Genomic DNA, 17444 nt, shown 5'->3' with positions numbered 1-17444 from the left:
ACCCGTGATGCTGATCTATACCCTCATCCCCACCCTGCCCCTGGCCGCATCGCTACTGTTGTTGGTGGCAGGTCGCCGGCTAGAAGGCAAAGGGCATCGAATCGTCATCCCCGCAGTCGCGGCGAGTTTTGTTCTGTCCTTGCTGGCCTTCACGCAAGTGCAAGCACAGGGCGCCATTCAGCTGGATCTTTACCAGCTGTTCGCTGTGGGCGATTTGGTGGTGGACTTTGGCTTTTATATCGACCCACTCACCGTACTCATCTTATTGCTGGTTACCGGCGTTAGCAGCATCGTGCAGGTCTATGCTGGGCGCTACATGATCGGCGACCGGCGGCATAGCCGCTTCTTTGCCCTCACCGCCCTGTTCACCGCAGCCATGACCTTTTTGGTGATGAGCAACAACTTGCTGGTGACCTTTATTTTTTGGGAGGTGATGGGCTTTTGCTCCTACTTGCTCATTGCTCATTACGCCGACCGCCCCTCAGCTATACGCGCGGCCACCAAGGTTTTTTTGGTGAATTCCATTGCGGATGTGGGCCTGAGCATCGGCGTGATTTTGGCATTCCGAAACTTTGGCACCTTGGATATTCCCGAGATCCTGGCCTTGGCGCGCTCCGGTGCGGAGTTTTCGCCCACCGCCATGACCGTGATGTCGCTGTGCTTATTCATGGGCGCGGTTGGTAAGTCGGCACAAATGCCTGCGCATGTGTGGCTACCCCTAGCCATGGAAGCGCCTACCCCGGTGTCGGCCCTTATTCATGCCGCCACCATGGTGAACGCCGGACCTTTTTTGCTGGTGCGACTCAGCCCCGTGCTGGTGCTATCACCGAGTGCCATGACGGTGATTGCTATTGTCGGTGGCCTGACCGCTCTTTTTGCGGCCATCGTCTCTTTGACCCAGAGCGACATCAAACGCAGTTTGGCTTACTCCACCATGAGTCAGCTGGGCTTCATGATTTTGCTCTGTGGTGTGGGCGCTTTTGTGGCGGCCATTTTCCACTTGATCGCACATGGCTTTTTCAAAGCCTTCTTATTCCTCTCCACTGGCAATTCACTGGCAGCCACCAAACGGCGCTTCGCCGAGCACCCAGAGCCCCCCGTTCCTGCCACTCAGGGCTTGTATATAGCCGCGCTCTTACTCGCTCTGCTACCCCCGCTTGTGATCTTCTCGGCGCCTTACCAACATTTATGGCTCTCGCAAAACTTCAGCGCAGCCTCCACGCTCTTTTGGGTGGTGGGCTTGAGCACCGTGTTTTGTACGGCCATCTATGTGTTCAAGTGCATTAACGAAGTCTTCCGCCACAGCCCTGCCGGGCCTGCCTCGCAAGGCAGCTGGGTACGACCCCAGTTCTTCCACCGGCGCTATCTCATCGGCGTTGCCCTGGCCCTGGGCTTGTGGATTGCTGTGTTGCTTGCAGTGTGGCGCTGGTTTGTGGGCTATTTGTCGCCTTATGTGGGCGCAGCGCCGATGGCGGTGGAGACCAGCCCAGGTGTTGGACCAGCGCTAGGGGTCGCTTTGGCCGCGGCGGTACTTGGCTGGGGGCTGGCTTGGCTGCGCCGGGATCATGCTCCGGGCCCCAACGCGGCAAGCTGGAACAAGCGCCTGTATGTGTTTTTCCTGAACAAGGCTTACTTCGATGAGCTCTATGAGGCGGTCATTGTCCGCCCTAGTCTGGCCTTTGCACATTGGGGCTGGCGGGTAATTGATCGGGGACTTATTGATCGCTTCATACTCTCGGTAGCACCGGGTTCGGTGGCCGTAGCCGCCTGGCTTGCCCGCCGCATTGACCGCGATATCATCGACCGCCAAGTGGAGTCGGTCGGTGCCGGCAGCGTAGGCATGGCTCACAAGTTAGCCGAGGTCATCGATACCGGAGCCCTCGCCCATTCGGTGGATCAGGTAGCGCGCAGCGTGGAGAAAACGGGCCGCCAGGCTCTGCGTTATGAGGCGCATACCCTGCAGCACAACCTCTTGGTGGTGGTGCTATTGCTGGTAGCGGCGCTGAGCTTTTTCTACTGGTTTAGTTAGCGGAGGGAACACCGTATGGCCGCTTTATTTGCCGATCATTTGATCAGTTGGATGATCGCCGTGCCGGTGCTCGGTATTGCCGCCGTTGCCTTTGTGCGCGAGCCAGTCATACTCCACACCGCCCTGATTACCACCTTGCTTAATCTGCTCCTGGCCCTGGGTTTGTGGCTGGGCTTCGACACCAGCAACCAGGGCATGCAGTTTGTTGAACGCGTGGAATGGATGCCAACCTTTGGCATTCAGTACGCCGTGGGAGTGGATGGCATCAGCATTCTGTTGGTATTGCTGACCGCCCTGCTCTGCCCTTTGTGTGTGTTGGGTTCCTGGGTCGGCATTCGCACCCGGCTACGCGCTTTCATGATCCTGATCTTGATCGTCGAAGCCGCGATGATTGTGGTGTTTACCGCGCTAGATGCCTTCTTATTTTTCATGCTCTGGGAAGTCACCATGATTCCCATGTATTTCATGATTGTTCTCTGGGGCGGTCCCGAGCGCGCGGCGGCCGGCCTCAAGTATGTGATTTACAGCCTGATTGGCAGCTTGCTCTTGCTGGTGGGGATCTTGGGGCTGTCGCTGGAAGCCGGCACCTTCGAGATTTTGGCATTGGCCGAGCACGACTATTCGCCCAGCGCGCAAACCTGGATTTTCGCTGCCTTGTTCCTCGGCTTTGCCATCAAGCTCCCGATGATCCCCTTTCACACCTGGTTACCGGACGCTCACTCCGAAGCGCCCACAGCCGGGAGCGTTCTGCTTGCTGGGGTTCTACTCAAAATGGGCGGCTACGGCATGATCCGCTTTTGCCTGCCCATTTTCCCCGACGTCGCCATTGCCTTTGCCACCCCTTTGCTCTGGCTTTCGGTGAGCGCCATCCTCTACGGCGGCTACATGGCCCTGGCCCAAAGCGATCTCAAGCGGTTGGTGGCCTATTCCTCGGTGTCCCACATGGGCTTTGTCACCCTGGGTATTTTTTCTTTCAGCCGCGAAGGTGTGCAAGGGGCCATACTGCAAATGGTGACGCACGGGGTGACCACCGGCGCCTTGTTCTTGATTGTGGGCCAGCTCTACGACCGCACGCATAGCCGAGCCATGGCTGACTACGGCGGTCTGCATCAACGCATGCCACGCTTTGTGGCCATATTAAGCCTCTTCGCCGTCGCCTCTTTCGGCCTTCCCGCCACCTCAAACTTCATTGGAGAGTTCTTGATTTTGGTGGGCGTATCCTACGAACACTTCATCTTCGTCGTTCTGGCCATGGGCGGCATTGTGCTGGGCGCGGCCTACATGCTCTGGATGCTCCAGCGGGTGGCCCTCGGGCAGCCCCGCACCCAGGCCGCCAGTCAGCTCACTGACCTCAACCTTCGTGAGATGTGCACGGTGGTGCCATTGGCCGCCGTAGTACTCGGTATTGGCCTCTACCCCGGCCCCCTACTGCAGACCATGGACGCAAGCGTGAACGAAATCGTGGCCCAGATCGAAATGCTGCGCTCCGCATCACCCTCATTGCCGTAGCCGAACTTACCGGTCATGGGCCGCACAGAAGGCGACCTGGCGTCGGCGCAGCCACGTTGCGCCCGTGAGCAGAACAGCAATCATCAAAGGTGCCCAGAAGGCACCGCCACCGCGCGTGGGACGGGTAGCATTGGCATTGCGTTGGTAGACCTGCGTCGCCGGTTGGTCGACGAGATGAATAATCTCCAGGCCGCGGCGGTAGTCCATGACATAGACAACGTCTTCGGATACCCACTGCGCAGAGCCACTATAGCTCTCTGCGGCAACCAGCCAGCCCACCTCTTCCATCTGCCCCTGAGGGTCAATGTTCACGAAGCGGGTACCGCGGTCGTAATAGGACACCACCATCAGGCCGCTGCCATCAAACTCGGGATGCACTTCAAACCAGTGGGCGCAATACAGCACATGACCAGGCGCAGAACCGTCCAGAAACAGCCCGCGGGAGCCAGCATCGTAGGCGTCCAGCAGGCTGAAATTCATCGCGCGGACATCTTCGACGTTAAGCTCTCCCGCCAGGTAAGCATCAAGGGCTGCGGATACGGCGCGCGCATCCCAGGTTTCCACCACAGAATTGGCGCCCCCATCGGCGCTGGCCTCACAATCGCTACCGGCAGTATTGGTATTTCCGGAGGGAGCGATTTCGGTTCCAAAGACCGCAATACTGTCGCGGCCGGCATTGGGCCACTCCACTTGGTGATAGCCCAAAGTGGAGAAACGCTCAGGCTCAAAACTCACCCGATTCAACTCCACCGGGTTCGCCGGGTCGCGGGTATCCATCAAGATATTGCTGGAGCCGGCTGACATCACAATGCCCGGCCGAATCTCTGTGAGGTCATGGGTGTAGGGCGTATTGCCCAAGTCACCATAGTTCACCGCGGCGCGCCAGGTCTGCTCTAGCGGAGTGGGGTTCGTCGGATCTCTAAGGTCTACGATCCAACCCGTACGTCCATAGGCATAGGCGCAGCCATTCAGTTCGCCGTCGACTTCCGCCGACACACAATTCCAGGTGTGGTCGGCCACATCTGCGGTACCCAGAACGCGCATATTGGCAGGGTCTGATACATCCACAACTTGCAGACTGCCGAAGACCAAACCATCGCCAATTTCCGGCATGTTCGGGTCGACGCTATCCACCAACAAAATCTTGCCATCGGTATCGGGATCTTCTTGCGCCAAAGCAACGCCGGTGAATGTTTGGGGCAGTATGAGCGACCCCAGTAACTCTGGGCTTTCCGGTATGGAAACGTCATAGACAAAGACGCCGCGGGGATCGGTCAGATAAAACCGATCCCCCAATAAGCGTGCACCGGCCGTACCCGAGTGCTCTGGGAAGCGCCCTAAATACTCGACATTATCCGTTGCGGAAAAGGTGAGATCCGTAGGCAAAGTAGGATCGAGCGCCACCCGCGGATGGGCGGCAACAGAAGTGGCCAGCACAGCAAGCAGGCCTAAGCAATAGTGTTGGAAGCGCATGGCAAGGTTCAAATCCAGCGTGTTTGGACTATATCACCTGCGTATCTGCAGTCTTAACAACCACCAGCCAACGGCACGTCATCACCGGCGCAGCAACAGGAAAAATCTTTCCACAGATGTCACAGATGGGCGCCGATGAATGGGTGACCCCATGATGCTCACCGCCAAGCTCAAAGCCTAGACCAACCAAAACCCTGGCTCTGCGACGACACAAGGCACCCCACAATCTGCGTTCATCTGCGCCAATCTCCGGTCAAAAAACACTTGGCGAGCGGCTTGCCTGCATCAGCGTGGCATGGAGACCAGGAGCCGCAGATTACGCAGATTGACGCAGATGATGTTTCGGGTGATGTCGCCGAAACAGATTGTCCTGTCTGTGCTGTTGGCCAAGCCTCGACTCGAGGCTTACCTGTCAATCAAGCAGGGCGCTGCAGAAAGCGGCTCATAATCTGCGTTCGTCTGTGCCAATCTGCGGCCAACAAACACCTCGCTTGATGCCAACCAAACTGGGTCGCATCATCAGCAGCAACCGACCGCTGATATTTCTCCCATAGATGTCACAGATGAGCACCGATGAACGAGTGGCCCTGTGACGCTCACCGCCTAGCCTGACACTCTGGACACCGTTGAGCCGCGCTTAGCAACGACACAAGGCACCCCAAAAATCTGCGTTCATCTGTGCCAATCTGCGGCTAATAATCCTCAGGCAGTTGCGGCCTCCACAGTTTCGGCTTTCTCCGTGGGCGCGGGCCGGTAGCGGTTGGCCCGCTTGAAGCTGCCGAAGTCGTTAAACCGCACCCCCATCTCACGCATGATGGCGTGCGCACGCGGAGCCACCATCTGCCGCAGGTAAAAGGGCTGCCCCACCACAAAGTGGTGAATGGCGTGGGTGCTGCCGAAGTTGAAGCAAAACAGATTCAGCGGTGCCAGCCACCAGGCGTTGAAGACCTGAGTCTGCTGGAGGATGTTGCCGTCCTCGACATCACCGTAGTAATGCATGTTGCTGCTGATGAAATGCAGACAGAAGGTGCGCAGTAAGCTGGGCAGCATCCAAACCACCGCCAGCACATTGAGGGTCTGCACCACACCGGCGAACACGCCCTGGGCTTCTAGCGGATGGCCGAAGGCCGTCGCCAAAAGCACTGCCGCATGCCAGAGCAGCCAGCCATGCCAAGCGGCGTAGTAGATGGTCGCCAGCGGGGAATAGCTCAGGCGCTGCTCCCAGGCCATCTTGCGAAACGCTGCTTTGTCCTTGGGCTTTTGGGCCTTGATGTAGGCACGCACCATTTTGAAGGTGGACACTGGGCGCAGATACACCGCCAGCATGTTGTCGCCGGTCATCAACAAACGTCGCAAGCCCCAGGGCTCGCCGTTGGTGATACCGCGTTCTTCCAGATCCGACTCCGTGCCGGAGTGTTTATGGTGGTGGAAGTGCAGTTTGCGCCGTACCAGGGGGTTGATGGTGCTGGGGCGAGCCATCCAGCCCAACAGCAACATCAGGCTGTTGATGCGCGGATGCTTGCGAAAGTACTGGTAATGGATGAGGTCATGCTCCAGCTCATGGATGAAGCTGGCAAAAATGGCCACCAAAGGCACACACAGCCACCAAGCCATATGCCCAGCGATATACGCCCAGGCACAGGCCAGCATTCCGGCCAGGGAGACAGCCATAATGCTGGCGCCGATGAGGTTCTGGTGACGCAGTATGGGAAAGCGTGCCTTGATATCTTCGCCGGCAGCTTGGATTTCTGCCTTAACCGCGGCCGTTCTCTCCGCGTCCGTCATGCTCGATGGGTCATAGTGATGGGGTTTGCTCATGAGGCAGTCTCCTGTCTGAATGCTCCATAGAGTACAGTCGTTCACTTTCACGAGTAGAGGCCTCGCACGCCAAGTTTTTGGCCCCAGGTGCCAAGGAGACTTCGATCCACCATGAAACAAAGCCCCACTTCCTTATCGAGCTGGACGCGGGCCTTGGTCGCGACGATGCGGACCCTCGGCTTAGACGCGCCGCATCTGATCCGGGAGGCCGGCCTGGATCCGGCCCTCCTGCGCCAGCCGCAAGGACGTTATGCCCTTGAAGGCACCACGCGCTTATGGGCGCTTGCGGTGCAAGCTTCGGGGCGAGAGGATCTGGGTTTGGAAGTGGCGCGGCATGTGGACCACGCGACCTTTCAGGCGCTGGGCTATGCCTTGCTCGCTAGCACCACCCTCCAAGACGCCTTTGAGCGACTCCTGCGCTATTTCGCGGTGGTAAGCGATGCGGGCAGCTTAGAACTGCGTAGCGACAGCCGCGGTACCACTCTGGTCATTGCACCTGTTGATGGGCCCATACAACCCGCGCCGCAGGCCATCGAGGCCATGGTTTGTGTGATCTATCGCATGGGACGGCAGCTTTACGGCCGCGGTTTCAGCCTGCAGGAGCTGCATTTTTCCCACCCTGCCCCCAGCGACACGCAAACATACTGCCAAGCCTTCGGCCTGATGCCGAAATTCGCCGCTGATCAGAATCTCATCCGTGTTTGCCGTGATGTGATGGATGAATCCTTGCCCACCGGGAACCCCGAGCTGGCCCGCGCCAACGAAGCCCTGTTGGAATCCAACTTAAACAACATCCAACGTCCGGATATTGTGCAAAGCCTTCGTGACCACCTTGCCCAGCATCTCGCCAACGGCGAACCGAGCTTGCAGCAACTCGCGCAGCACCTTTACATGAGTCCCCGCAAGCTGCAGCGCCAACTGGCGGCGCACCATACTAGCTTCAGCCGGGTGCTGGACGAGCTCCGCCAGGAGCTCGCCAAGGGTTACTTGGCCAACGCCGCACTCAGCCTCAGTGAAGTGTGTTTTCTGCTGGGCTTTCAGGATGTATCCAGTTTGAACCGGGCTTGCCAGCGCTGGTTTAAAAGCACACCTGGGCAGCTTCGAGAATCCGTTGCGGCGCCCCAGTCAGCCTCAGCGCCTCGCTAAGTCTCAGAATGCGCCCCCACGCCGTAGGCTGCCTCATCACTACTTTGCGAGCCAAACATGGGGCGCAATGAAGGCCAAATCCGGCTAAACCGCTAAGATGCCCGCTTAAGACACTTTGAGGAGACAGTTATGAGCAACACCGCTCTCATCACCGGTGCATCCGGTGGCATTGGCGCTGAATTCGCCCGCATCCACGCCCGTCAGGGCGGCGATCTGATACTGGTCGCGCGCAGCGCGGACAAGTTGCAGGCGCTGAAAGATGAGCTTGAGAGTGCGCATAAGGTTCAGGTCACCACTATTGCTCAAGACCTATCGCAGCCAGGCGCGGCGCAAGACGTGGCCGCTGCCACTCAGGACGCGGGACTCAAGGTCGACATCCTGATTAACAATGCGGGCTTTGGCGGCCATGGGAAATTCCATGAACGCGACATCCGCCGTGATTTGGAGATGATTCAACTCAACATTTCCGCCTTGACCGAGCTCAGTCATCTCTTCCTCCAGGGCATGGTCGAGCGCGGTCATGGGCAAATCTTGAACGTAGCCTCTACGGCGGGCTTTTTACCGGGCCCGCTGCAGGCCACTTACTACGCCACGAAGGCTTTTGTGTTGTCCTTCTCGCAGGCCATTGCCGAAGAACTCAAGGGCACTGGAGTGAGTGTGACGGCCTTGTGTCCGGGCCCGGTGGCCACGGGCTTTGTGGCTGCCGGAGATTTGGATGGAGTGGCTGTATTCGACAAGGCCGCAAGCGCCGCCTCGGTGGCCGAATACGGATACAAGGCCATGCAGAACCAGAAGTTGGTTGCGATTAACGACTTTGGCTTGAAGTTCGTGCTGAACTGCGTGCTGCCGTTTTTGCCGCGCAAGATGGTCCTGGCGACTTCCCGTAAGTCCATGGAAAAGTCACGCTAGTTGCCGTTGCTGCTGGGTCTAGTCGCCTGACTAGGCCCGGCTTTGGTGCCGGCTCGCTCCCATCTGCCTTGGCAAATTTCAAAGGCATCCGCAAGCATAGCCAGGCAGTAGACGGCTTAAGCATAGTAGCCGCAGCCTAGGGGCGATTGCTGAAGTGTTTAGCCCAAGCGGCGGTGAATGCAACCCAGCGGCTTAGCCGTACTTTGCTTAGCGGTCGTAGCCGGGGTTGTGGCGGTCTAGCTTACGCAACAAGCCTGGCCAGGCTAGCTCTCCTCCAAGACCCTTGGTCACCTGGGCGGCGGCTTGTTGTACCCCGGCTAGAATCTGCGGATCGACCTGGACCAGTTCCCCACCGCCAGACTGGGCGCGCACTTGTATCGTGCAGGCTGCCTCAAACACATACATGGCCAGAAATGCATCGGCGGGGCTGGCGCCCACGGTGAGCAAACCATGATTGCGCAGCATGAGGAAACTGTTCTGGCCTAAGTCGGCAACCAAACGAGGCTTTTCTTCGGCGCGCAGAGCAATACCCTCGTAGTCGTGATAGCCCAGAGCCGCCAAGGCAATGGTGGACTGCTGCGACAAGGGCAACAAACCAGCCGCCTGGGCGGATACAGCCACACCGTTGAGCGAATGCGTATGCATAACGCAATGGGCATCATCCCGCGCAGCATGAATGGCCGAATGAATGGTGAAGCCAGCCGGGTTGATGGGGTATGGGGTATCCATCACCACCTTCCCGTCGAGGTCTACCTTCACCAGGCTGCTGGCGGTGATTTCCTCAAACAACCAACCGTAGGGGTTGATCAAGAAATGGTGCTCCGGTCCCGGCACTCGAGCTGAGATATGCGTAAAGACCAGATCGTCCCAGCCATACATGGCAACCAGCCTGTAGGCGGCGGCCAAGTTCACCCTAGCCTGCCATTCCTGCTCTGACACTTGGCCTTGGAGGCTTTGGCTCATTAAGTCGCCCATGTATTACTCCTGTGGGTTGTCTCGCTCCACAAGCATCAGCCTAACCCTAAATCGCGCTGGGCAGAAGGCTACAGGCGCCGCATTGGACCTTGGTCGGACGCGAGGCGTGAGTCACGGGCCCGTCTGGCACTATGAGTAGCCACGGGAGACAAAACAACAAGCGCATGAACTGGATTGGCATGTGGTCAGAGCACGCCGCGCTCTACCTGCAGGTGTTATCGCTCATTACCCTCCTGGCATTTAGCCTGCCCATCTTACTAATGCCGGCAAAGTGGGCCCACATGCTGCAGTGGAAGCTGCCCGACGACACCGACCTTTGCTGGTACTTCGCGCGCTGTCTGGGCTCTTTTGCCCTGGTTACCAACCTCTTCTTCTTTCGCGCGGCCTGGACTGGCTTTGGTACCGAAGTTCTGATGCAGTTCTTCGCGGCCTTTTGTTTGATGATGGTGCTGGTACACATCTGGGGAGCGCTCGAAAGAACCCAGCCTTGGACCGAAACCGCCGAGATTGGTCTGTGGCTGGCATTTTTGGTACTCACCCTGCTGTGCTTGCCGGGCACCCATTAACTTTGGCTGAGCGCAGGCTTAATGCCGGACTCAGCTGCCCGCTTTAACTCATCGCGCCATGAATAAGATTGCAATCAGCCTACTGCTCATCATGGGAATGCAGGCCTGCGCTTCGCAAACGCCAGCACCAGCACCAGCGCCAGCGCCAGCGCCAGCGCCATCATTCGGCCACGATGGAGCGCAGGATTGGGTGATTCTGCGCGCCTCAATCCCGCAAGCTCAAGCCGTGGCTCAACTGGAGCAAGCCCTGCAGGCCCACCCCAAGCTCAGCTTGATGCAACGCATTGATCATCACCGCAATGCAGCTGCAGCCGACCTCGCGCTTCCGCCCACCACCGTACTGGTCTTTGGCAACCCGGCTCTGGGCACACCCTTGATGCATCAAGCACCGAATCTGGCTTTGGATTTGCCCCAAAGAATGCTCATTCGAGCGGCCAGTTCTGGCGTCGAACTGGTGTATGTGGATGCTCGAGCTATGTTCGCCCGCCATGGTCTAGCAATCGATCACCCCGCTGCCAGCACCATCAACGCGGCGCTGGCCCAGCTCGCTGAGCAAGCTTTACTCGAGCCCCAGCTCAGCTCTAAAAAGGCAAAATCCAGCCAACCCTAAGCCCTCCTCCATTGGTCTTAAGCAGGACCAGCCAGGCTGCGGGGGTGGAAGTATTTAAGGCCAGTACGGAGACGCGGCGGCCCCTTATGCACCATTCCCAGCCAGGCTTCATGGCAGCATCTGGCACCCTGTCACGGCCAAGCCAGGGGCTTAGGCGATGGCAGGAACAAGCTTGGGGGCTGGCATTACTCAGCAGCATCTCCTACGCGCTAGCCGCGCAGGCCGAGTGGCCGCTCTACGGCGGCGATGCGGCCCATCATCGCCATGTACTAAACAGCCAGATCAGCCCGGAGAACATTCATCAACTCAAGCCGGCTTGGTCCTTTAAGACCGGCATCAAGGGCAGCTTCCAGGCCACCCCCATCGTTGCCGATGGGGTGATGTATGTATCCCTGCCCTGGAACCATGTGGTGGCCTTGAATGCCGCCAGCGGCGAGGAGATTTGGCGTTACCAGCACCGCCGCGACATGCGACGTAAGCCCTGTTGCGGACCAGCCAACCGGGGCGTCGCCCTGGCCCAGGGACGGGTGCTGATGGGCACCGTGGATGGGCACTTGCTGGCCCTGGATGCGGCCAACGGAGAGCTGCTCTGGGACCGCGATGTCACCGGCGGTGATGCCGGAATCGCCGAAGATATTCGCGCTTTGGGCACTCAAGCCACAGGCAAAGTGGTGGGCACTTCGGGGGCTGGGCTGAATATGGCTCCCACCGTGCACGGCGACAAGGTCATCATCGGCATTACCGGCGTGGGCTATGGTTTGCACTTGGATAACCCTCGGGAGAATGCCCCTCTCGGGGCCGTGGTCGGAATCGCTGGTCATTATGGTCGGCGTGGCTTTATTGCGGCCTATTCCTTAAGCAAGGGCGAGCCGATCTGGCAGTTCGACACCATTCCCGAGCAAGGCTGGGAGGGCGACTTTGTTCAGAGCACCGCCGATGGAGAGCGCCTGCCAAGAAATCCGCAACGCGAAAAAGCCCAAGCCCCCTCTTACAGCAAAGCTTGGCGTTATGGCGGCGGCTCGGTGTGGAGCACACCCGTGATTGACACCGCCACCGATACCCTGTTCTTCGGCACTGGCAATCCTTCACCGCAAATGCAAGGCTCATCCAGGCCCGGCGACAACCTCTACACCTCCTCTGTGGTGGCCCTCGACGTCAACACCGGGACACTGCGCTGGCACTATCAACAGGTGCCGCATGATCTCTGGGGCTATGACGTGGCTAGTCCTCCGGTGCTCTTCCACTGGCAACAGGGGGACAAAAGCCTGCCAGCGGTAGGCCAAGCCGGAAAAACCGGGTGGTTCTATGTGCTCAACCGTGACAACGGAGAGTTGCTGTACAAAAGCGAGCCCTTTGTTCCGCAACACAACATGTTCAAGCCGCCATCAGCAGAAGGCACCATCGTCTACCCCGGCGTGATTGGCGGCAGTAATTGGTCCCCGGTATCCGTAGACGCCCAGCGGCGCAAAGTGTTTATTGCGGGCATTCACTGGCCGGTGGAGTACCGGCTGCATACTCTGCCCGCAAGCGAAGAAGCACCGGCGCTGCAGTACTCCTCTATGTCGCCGGTTTATGATGCGGAAAGGTACGGTTTAATCAGTGCTCTGGACTTGGATAGCGGCCGCGTCCTCTGGCAACAACGCACATCCAACCCTCTTATTGGCGGGCTGCTCAGCACCGATAGTGGCTTGGTGTTTAGTGGTGAGGGCGGCGGTGCCTTACTGGCTCTCGCTGCCGAAACCGGCGCAAAACTCTGGGAGTCCAAAACACCGTTTGGGGTGAATGCGCCTCCGATTAGCTATGAAGTAGACGGTCGGCAGCATATTGCTGTTGTGAGCGGCGGCAATGCCCTGTTTGGCTATGCCCCGGGCGACCTCATCCAAAGCTGGGCTCTGGCTACGCCTGCAGAGCAATAATCGCCTTGATCCTCGACTCCGGGGCTGTCCAAGGTACGGGCCAGCACAACCCAAAGGCGGAGCATAAAAAAAAGCCGCAGCCGGCTTTCACCGACTGCGGCTCATGTTTAAGCCTTGAGGGCTGAGGCTAGCTCACCCGCTCCAGCACCGTTGCCACGCCTTGGCCCATGCCAATGCACATGGTGGCCACACCAAACTGGGCATCCTTTTCATTGAGGATGTGAGCCAGAGCACCGGTGATCCGGGAGCCGGAGCAACCCAGCGGGTGGCCCAGAGCGATGGCGCCGCCCTTGATGTTAATCACGTCCTGCTTATCGGTGAGTTTGAGCTCTTTGAGCACCGCCAGCGACTGGGCGGCAAAGGCTTCGTTGAGCTCGAAGTAGTCGATATCAGCCAGGCTCAGGCCAGCGCGCTTGAGCGCCTTTTGGGTGGCCGGCACCGGACCACGGCCCATCACCGAAGGGTCGCACCCCGCCACCGCGGTGGAGCGAATCTTGGCCAGCGGGGTCAGACCCAACTCTTTGGCCTTGTCGGCACTCATCACCAGCACCGCAGACGCGCCATCGGAAATGGCCGAGCTATTACCAGCCGTCACGGAACCGGAGGCGGGGTTAAAGACCGGGCGCAGTTTGCCCAGACCGTCCATAGAGGCATCGGCGCGAACCACTTCGTCGAAGTCCACCTTGATCGGCGCGCCATCGGCGTCGTGACCGTGGATGGCGACCATTTCCTTGGCGAACTCGCCATTGGTGTTGGCCCGGTGCGCACGCTGGTGGCTTTGCAGGGCAAAGGCATCCTGATCTTCACGCTTGATCTGGTGCATGGTGGCCAGCATTTCAGCGGTCAGGCCCATCATCCCGGAGGCTTTGGCCACCTTGGTGGATAAGGCCGGGTTGGGATCGATGCCATGCGTCATGGGCACATGGCCCATATGCTCTACACCACCACAAAGGAAGATGTCGCCATTACCCAGAGCAATAGCGCCGGCAGCGGTGTGGATGGCCGTCATGGACGAACCGCATAGACGGTTCACGGTTTGCGCACTGGTCTCGTGCGGCAGACCAGCCAACAGGGCCGCCATGCGGGCCACGTTGAAGCCCTGCTCCAGGGTCTGTCCCACACAGCCCCAAATCACGTCTTCGATGCTGGCCGGATCAACGGCCGGGTTTCGGGCCAGGATGGCCTTGATGAGTTCAGCGGACAGATTCTCGGCCCGCACATTGCGAAAAACGCCACCCTTGGAGCGGCCCATGGGTGTGCGAATCGCATCAACAATGACAGCTTCAGTCATTACTCATTTCTCCTTAGCGGCAGCCGCTGGTTCAGCGGCTACCTGGCATTACTTGTAGAAGGTCTCGCCGGCAGCCGCGCGTTCGGTGACTGCGGCAGGCGGTGTGTACAGGGCACCGAGGTCGGCGTACTTCTTGGCCGTCTCCACCACATTGGCCAGGCCCAGCCGGTCGGCATACTTAAGCGCGCCGCCGCGGAAGGGCGGGAAGCCAATCCCCAGAATCAAGCCCATGTCGGCCTCGTTCGGCGTTGCCACGATGTTTTCTTCCAGGCAGCGCGCGGTCTCGAAAATCATCGGCAGCATCATGCGCTCGATGATTTCCTCATCGCTAACCTCTTTGGCCTCGCCCTGCACGCCGCTGATGAGCTCGAATACCGACTCGTCAACGATTTTCTTGGGCTTGCCCTTCTTATCCAGCTCGTACACGTAATAGCCGCGACCGTTCTTCTGGCCGTAGCGGTCTTCCTGGAACATCACATCCAGGGAAGTGCGTGCATCGTTGGCCATGCGGTCCGGGAAGCCTTCGGCCATCACCGCCTGGGCATGGTGTGCCGTGTCGATGCCGACCACGTCCAGCAAGTAGGCCGGGCCCATGGGCCAGCCGAATTTTTCCATCACCTTGTCAATGCGGCGGAAATCCACCCCATCGTTGACCAGGCCCTGGAAGCCGGCGAAGTACGGGAAGAGCACGCGGTTGACCAAAAAGCCCGGGCAGTCGTTAACAACGATGGGGGTTTTGCCCATGGCCGCTGCGTAGGCCACCGTCGTGGCAACGGCTTCATCCGAGGTTTTTTCACCGCGGATGACTTCCACCAAAGGCATACGGTGCACCGGGTTGAAGAAGTGCATGCCACAGAAGTTTTCAGGCTTCTTCAAGGCTTCGGCCAGGTGGGTGATCGAGATGGTGGAGGTGTTTGAGGCCAAGATGGTGTTCTCACCAACTTGCGCCTCGACCTCGGCCAAAACAGCTTGCTTGACCTTGGGGTTCTCCACCACGGCTTCGACAACGATATCGACGCCACCGAAATCCGCGTAGCTCAGCGTTGGGCGAATGTTGGATAGAGCCTTGCCCATTTTTGCGGTGTCAATTTTGCCGCGCTGAACAAGCTTCGCCAGCAATTTATTGGCTTCAGACAGGCCCAGATCGATTTGTTCGGCCTTGATGTCCTTCATGATAATCGGCGTGCCCTTCGACGCCGATTGGTAGGCGATTCCGCCACCCATGATGCCCGCACCCAATACGGCTGCCTGCTTGACCGGATGAGCAATCTTGCCCGCAGTCTTAGCCTTTTTCTTCAGCAGCTGATCGTTGAGGAACAAGCCCACGAGGCTGTCAGCCACGGGCGTCTTGGCCACCGACACAAAGGCCTTGGATTCAACCTTGATGGCCTCGTCACGACTCATGCCAGCCGCTTTTTGCATGCCTTTGACGGCAGCAACCGGGGCCGGGTAGTGCTTGCCAGCCTTGCCGGCGATGAAGGCCTTGGCGGTCTCGAAGACCATCATGGACTCCACCATATTCAGCTCCAGCGGACCGGTCTTTTGCTTACGCCGCGCCTGCCAGTCATAGTCGCCAGCGATGGCGGCCTTGAGCATGTTCAGCGCTGCGTCACGCAGCTTGTCGCCTTTGACCACAGCATCCACGGCCCCAGCTTTCAACGCCGCGTCGGCCTTGTTCTGGCTGCCTTGAGCAATCCACTCGATGGCATTGTCGGCACCGATCAAACGCGGCAGGCGCACGGTGCCACCAAAGCCGGGAATGATGCCCAGCTTGACTTCGGGCAAGCCCACCTGAGCCTTGTCGGCCATCACGCGATAATCGGTGGACAGGGCCATTTCCAGACCGCCGCCCAGTGCGATGCCATTGATCGCCGTCACGCTGGGTACGGGCAGGTCTTCAATCATGGAGAAGACCGCGTTGGACTGAGCGCACCATTCCAGCAGCTCTTCATCGGGCAGCGCAAAGGACTCACCAAACTCGGTGATATCGGCCCCCACAATGAATACGTCCTTGGCAGACGTTACAAGCAGTCCCTTAAGGTTAGTGTCCGCTGCAAGTTCATTCGCGGCGGCTTGAAGCTCCTGCATGGTGAGCCGATTAAACTTATTGACGGACTCGCCTTGCAGGTCGAAGCACAGCTCGACGATACCGTCGGCGTGGCGTTTCAGGCTCAGCGCCTGACCAATCTCTGCCATGGGTGGTGTCTCTCCGGTCGTTAGAAGGGGAATGCATGGCTTAGATCGACCAAGGTCGGACGCTGGGCCATGCGAAAAAACGTTCGCGATGGTAGCACCTTGTACCGCACGAATCTTTGACAGCGGCTTTTCACCCCTTCTACACTGCCGAACAGTCTTTTATTCCATGGACTTAGGGGATATCGCGAATGGCGGCAACGACAAATCGTGCGGCACGTATTAAAGAGCGGCTAGAAGAGCTGCGCACCGCACTCAGCAGTGGTTTTGAACGCTTGGTCCAGCACGAGCTGGATGGTTTGAAGTCGCATTACGATGAACTACGTAAGAGCCTAGAGGCAACACGTAAAGCGGGCTCCATCAAGGACGCTGCTCAGTTGCAGCTGGAAACGGTACAAGAAACTCTTGACCGCATCCTGGCGAACCTCAAAGAGACCGCGCAAATTTTGGACGATACGCGGAGTGAAGTGTCCCTGGCGCTGGCGGATCAAAAGTCGGCCGCTGCTCAAACGCGCAAAGCCGGCACGCAAGCCAAACAGGCCGCCAGCAAGGCCAAATCTGCAGCGTCGAACGCGGCTGGGGCTGCCAAGTCCAAAGCCAAGAGCACTGCTTCGAAGGCGGCCAGCACAGCACGCAAGTCAACGAGCACCGCTAAGAAAACCGCGAGCAGTACGGCAAAGACAGCCGCATCGAAGGCAAAGACTACGGCGAGCAGAGCGAAATCCACGGCGAAGTCTGCGGCATCCACTGCCAAAACTACAGCCAAGTCCGCCGCGAGTGACGCCAAGACCACAGCGCGGAAAGCAGCCACTAAGGCCAGCACCACCGCAAAGAAGACGACTGCAGCCGCCAAGCGCAGCACGACCAAGGCTGCTGGCAGCGCTAGCGGAACCGCCAAGACGGTGACATCACGGGCGAAACGTGCAACCTCTGCCGCGAAGAAAACCAGCAGCTAAACTCTCCGCCCTAGCGACGCTTTGGAACGCCTCCCTCGCGGAGGCGTTTTACT

The 17444-nt window shown here is 58.8% G+C and carries 13 protein-coding genes; 8 read left to right on the top strand and 5 right to left on the bottom strand.

Going from position 1 to position 17444, the window contains the following annotated elements:
* Positions 1-4: 4 nt before the first annotated feature.
* Entirely contained in the window at positions 5-2029 is a 2025-nt protein-coding gene (locus KI787_00340) for an NADH-quinone oxidoreductase subunit L (GenBank protein MBV6628378.1), read from the top strand.
* A gap of 15 nt (positions 2030-2044) precedes the next feature.
* Positions 2045-3538 (top strand): NADH-quinone oxidoreductase subunit M, encoded by a 1494-nt coding sequence (locus KI787_00335; protein ID MBV6628377.1) that lies wholly within the window; start codon positions 2045-2047, stop codon positions 3536-3538.
* A gap of 6 nt (positions 3539-3544) precedes the next feature.
* On the opposite strand, the gene KI787_00330 is transcribed toward KI787_00335, so the two are convergent.
* Together KI787_00330 and KI787_00325 are read right to left on the bottom strand one after the other, a co-directional pair.
* Positions 3545-5011: a hypothetical protein gene (locus KI787_00330; GenBank protein ID MBV6628376.1), complete on the bottom strand. Its 1467-nt coding sequence runs from the start codon at positions 5009-5011 to the stop codon at positions 3545-3547.
* A gap of 702 nt (positions 5012-5713) precedes the next feature.
* Positions 5714-6796, bottom strand: coding sequence for a fatty acid desaturase (locus KI787_00325; GenBank protein ID MBV6628375.1), 1083 nt, complete (start codon positions 6794-6796; stop codon positions 5714-5716).
* A 144-nt stretch (positions 6797-6940) separates the two neighbouring features.
* On the opposite strand from KI787_00325, the gene KI787_00320 reads away from it, so the two are divergent.
* Together KI787_00320 and KI787_00315 are read left to right on the top strand one after the other, a co-directional pair.
* A complete protein-coding gene (locus KI787_00320) occupies positions 6941-7975 on the top strand; it encodes an AraC family transcriptional regulator (protein ID MBV6628374.1) in 1035 nt (344 codons plus the stop codon).
* A gap of 129 nt (positions 7976-8104) precedes the next feature.
* Positions 8105-8884: an SDR family oxidoreductase gene (locus KI787_00315; GenBank protein ID MBV6628373.1), complete on the top strand. Its 780-nt coding sequence runs from the start codon at positions 8105-8107 to the stop codon at positions 8882-8884.
* A 207-nt stretch (positions 8885-9091) separates the two neighbouring features.
* On the opposite strand, the gene KI787_00310 is transcribed toward KI787_00315, so the two are convergent.
* Complete coding sequence (locus tag KI787_00310) at positions 9092-9859, bottom strand: class II aldolase/adducin family protein (GenBank protein MBV6628372.1); 768 nt, start codon at positions 9857-9859, stop codon at positions 9092-9094.
* A gap of 164 nt (positions 9860-10023) precedes the next feature.
* Between KI787_00310 and KI787_00305 the strand changes: the two genes are divergently transcribed.
* The 3 genes from KI787_00305 (at position 10024) to KI787_00295 (ending at position 12951) form a co-directional block, all read left to right on the top strand.
* Positions 10024-10425: a hypothetical protein gene (locus tag KI787_00305; protein MBV6628371.1), complete on the top strand. Its 402-nt coding sequence runs from the start codon at positions 10024-10026 to the stop codon at positions 10423-10425.
* Between the two features lie 58 nt (positions 10426-10483).
* Entirely contained in the window at positions 10484-11035 is a 552-nt protein-coding gene (locus tag KI787_00300; protein ID MBV6628370.1) for a DUF302 domain-containing protein, read from the top strand.
* Between the two features lie 86 nt (positions 11036-11121).
* The gene (locus KI787_00295) at positions 11122-12951 is read left to right on the top strand and encodes a PQQ-binding-like beta-propeller repeat protein (GenBank protein ID MBV6628369.1); all 1830 of its coding nucleotides are present in this window, start codon (positions 11122-11124) and stop codon (positions 12949-12951) included.
* Positions 12952-13078: 127 nt separating this feature from the next.
* Here the strand turns inward: KI787_00295 and fadA are convergent, their stop codons facing one another.
* Complete coding sequence (gene fadA, locus KI787_00290; GenBank protein MBV6628368.1) at positions 13079-14242, bottom strand: acetyl-CoA C-acyltransferase FadA; 1164 nt, start codon at positions 14240-14242, stop codon at positions 13079-13081.
* Positions 14243-14290: 48 nt separating this feature from the next.
* Entirely contained in the window at positions 14291-16438 is a 2148-nt protein-coding gene (gene fadB, locus KI787_00285; protein ID MBV6628367.1) for a fatty acid oxidation complex subunit alpha FadB, read from the bottom strand.
* Between the two features lie 188 nt (positions 16439-16626).
* Between fadB and phaP the strand changes: the two genes are divergently transcribed.
* The gene (gene phaP, locus KI787_00280; GenBank protein ID MBV6628366.1) at positions 16627-17391 is read left to right on the top strand and encodes a TIGR01841 family phasin; all 765 of its coding nucleotides are present in this window, start codon (positions 16627-16629) and stop codon (positions 17389-17391) included.
* Positions 17392-17444 lie beyond the last annotated feature (53 nt).

The organism is Oceanococcus sp. HetDA_MAG_MS8 (assembly GCA_019192445.1).
Classification (GTDB): domain Bacteria; phylum Pseudomonadota; class Gammaproteobacteria; order Nevskiales; family Oceanococcaceae; genus MS8.
This window is presented reverse-complemented; position numbering and strand designations above follow the sequence as displayed.

What these genes read in the sequence shown, in the direction of transcription:
- KI787_00335 (MBV6628377.1), top strand. Translation starts at nt 2,045, where the DNA reads ATGGCCGCTTTATTTGCCGATCATTTGATCAGTTGGATGATCGCCGTG.
- KI787_00320 (MBV6628374.1), top strand. Translation starts at nt 6,941, where the DNA reads ATGAAACAAAGCCCCACTTCCTTATCGAGCTGGACGCGGGCCTTGGTC.
- KI787_00310 (MBV6628372.1), bottom strand. Translation starts at nt 9,859, where the DNA reads ATGGGCGACTTAATGAGCCAAAGCCTCCAAGGCCAAGTGTCAGAGCAG.
- KI787_00305 (MBV6628371.1), top strand. Translation starts at nt 10,024, where the DNA reads ATGAACTGGATTGGCATGTGGTCAGAGCACGCCGCGCTCTACCTGCAG.
- KI787_00330 (MBV6628376.1), bottom strand. Translation starts at nt 5,011, where the DNA reads ATGCGCTTCCAACACTATTGCTTAGGCCTGCTTGCTGTGCTGGCCACT.
- phaP (MBV6628366.1), top strand. Translation starts at nt 16,627, where the DNA reads ATGGCGGCAACGACAAATCGTGCGGCACGTATTAAAGAGCGGCTAGAA.
- fadA (MBV6628368.1), bottom strand. Translation starts at nt 14,242, where the DNA reads ATGACTGAAGCTGTCATTGTTGATGCGATTCGCACACCCATGGGCCGC.
- KI787_00315 (MBV6628373.1), top strand. Translation starts at nt 8,105, where the DNA reads ATGAGCAACACCGCTCTCATCACCGGTGCATCCGGTGGCATTGGCGCT.
- KI787_00300 (MBV6628370.1), top strand. Translation starts at nt 10,484, where the DNA reads ATGAATAAGATTGCAATCAGCCTACTGCTCATCATGGGAATGCAGGCC.
- fadB (MBV6628367.1), bottom strand. Translation starts at nt 16,438, where the DNA reads ATGGCAGAGATTGGTCAGGCGCTGAGCCTGAAACGCCACGCCGACGGT.
- KI787_00295 (MBV6628369.1), top strand. Translation starts at nt 11,122, where the DNA reads ATGCACCATTCCCAGCCAGGCTTCATGGCAGCATCTGGCACCCTGTCA.
- KI787_00325 (MBV6628375.1), bottom strand. Translation starts at nt 6,796, where the DNA reads ATGACGGACGCGGAGAGAACGGCCGCGGTTAAGGCAGAAATCCAAGCT.